Annotated in this window: 2 protein-coding genes; one reads left to right on the top strand and one right to left on the bottom strand. The window is 42.4% G+C overall.

Annotation, left to right across the window (positions count from 1 at the left end; genetic code table 11):
• A partial coding sequence (locus tag B7X71_RS15965; protein ID WP_293599531.1) for a sulfite exporter TauE/SafE family protein occupies positions 1–742 on the top strand: 742 nt, incomplete at its 5' end.
• Between the two features lie 53 nt (positions 743–795).
• On the opposite strand, the gene B7X71_RS15960 is transcribed toward B7X71_RS15965, so the two are convergent.
• The gene (locus B7X71_RS15960; protein ID WP_293599530.1) at positions 796–1,782 is read right to left on the bottom strand and encodes a tripartite tricarboxylate transporter substrate binding protein; all 987 of its coding nucleotides are present in this window, start codon (positions 1,780–1,782) and stop codon (positions 796–798) included.
• Between the last annotated feature and the right edge of the window lie 204 nt (positions 1,783–1,986).

Below are 1,986 nucleotides of genomic sequence, written 5' to 3'. Positions count from 1 at the left end.
AATTGAGCCGCTCTCATTTGCGCTAGCAGTATTGATTGTTTTGTGCGCATTCTTTATCTTTGGGGTGTCAGGATTTGGTTCCTCAATAGTGGCAGTCCCTTTACTGGTGCAGATGTACCCATTAAAGGTAGTTGTGCCAATGATGGTTTTAGTAGACATTTGTGCTTCCTTATATGTTGGCAGGAAGTCCTCCGGTGATGCTGATATTGCCGAGCTTAAATGGCTTTTTCCTTTTAGCGTCTTGGGGATGTTCTTAGGAATATTTCTGCTGGTTAAGTCGCCCAGCGAACCCTTACTGCTGATTCTTGGATTATTTGCTGCAGTCAATGGAGTAAGGGTTCTTATTAAAAGGAATGTTGAAACCAGAGACCCCATTAGTAAATGGTGGGCCTTACCCCTTGGATTTTTAGGGGGCGCCTTTACTGCACTCTTTGCTACCGGTGGGCCACTCTACGTTTCTTATCTAGGCCTTCGTATTAATAATCCCAAAGTATTGCGTGCAACAATGGCATTTGCGATCTTCATGTTGACCTTCTTACGACTTATTCTGATGTTGGTAACGGGATTGATATTAAGCTGGGAAGTAATTGGTTTGGCAGTACTGTTGATGCCAGTGGCTTTTTTGGGAATATGGACTGGCACACATGTCCATACCAAACTGAGTAATGCCATGATGCGTATGGCATACGGTTTAATCCTGGTATTTGCTGGAGCCATACTATTAATTAGACAAATTACCTAGCGCGCAATAAAAAAGCGAGGACTCGTCCTCGCTTTTAAATGAAACCAAAGGTATTACTGAGTACTAATATTACGACCCTTAATCACCTTCTCCCAAACTCCTGATTCAGACTTAACTTGCGATTCAAAATCTTTCTGAGAATTCACTACCGCTGTTAAGCCGTTAAGATCCAAACTCTTTCTCATAGCCTCGGAGCTTACTGCTTTGACAGTAGCGTTATAGATTTTCTCGGTAATCGCATTTGGAGTATTAGCTGGAGCTACCAAGCCGAACCAGCCAGTGCTCTCAAATCCCGGGATGCCAGCTTCGGCAACTGTTGGAACATCTGGTAGCTGCTGAACACGTTTAGCACTAGTAACTGCTAGCGGCTTAATTTGACCATTCTTAGCAAAGCCAGTCGCAGCGGTAAGATTGCCAACCATAAAGTCAATTTGGCCAGAAACAAGATCATTAATGGCAGCGGATTCGCCTTTATAAGGTACATGTGTTGCCGGAATTTTGGCTGCATAGGTGAGATTTTCTCCGGCCATATGCACTTGGCTTCCGATTCCAGCAGATCCAAAATTGAGATCTTTAGTTTTTGCATAAGCAATAAACTCGGCAAAATTCTTTACTGGTAGCTTTTTACTTACTGATAACAGCATTGGACCACTAGCCACGTTTGTAATGTAAACAAAGTCCTTCGCATAATCGACCGGTAATTTTTTATACAAATTAGGGTTAACGGTAAGCATGCTTCCAGATGCGAGCATGATGGTATAGCCATCAGCAGGGGACTGCGCTACGTACTCTGCAGCAATATTTCCTCCGGCACCGCCTTTGTTTTCAACAATGACGTTTTGACCGAGATCTTTTGTAAGTTGCTGAGCCAATAATCGACCTAAGATATCAGTCGTACCGCCAGCCGCAAATGGAATTATTAATTTGATTGGCTTTGTGGGCCATGACTGCGCTGCTGCTAGTTGCGGCATTGCCAAGGTAAGCGCGCCAGCAATTAAAACTAATCGCCTGCTGAACTTATATTTTTCAATCTTAAACATTGGTGACCTCCGTTAGTAATTTGATCTTTGTATTGGTGTTACTTAGACATCAAAAAAACTTTTATTGCTACTTACTAGTTGTATTTTTTATTACTGCCATCTCCCCCACTCATGATGTTATGCCACTTTGTATTCGTTGCACCGCACAATGAATTGGTTCTTGCAAGATATCTAAATCATCTATATGATTCAGATATGTTGTCT

This window comes from Polynucleobacter sp. 39-46-10, from assembly GCF_002282275.1.
The sequence above is the reverse complement of the archived record's forward strand: the minus strand, read 5'-3'. Positions and strand labels throughout refer to the sequence as shown.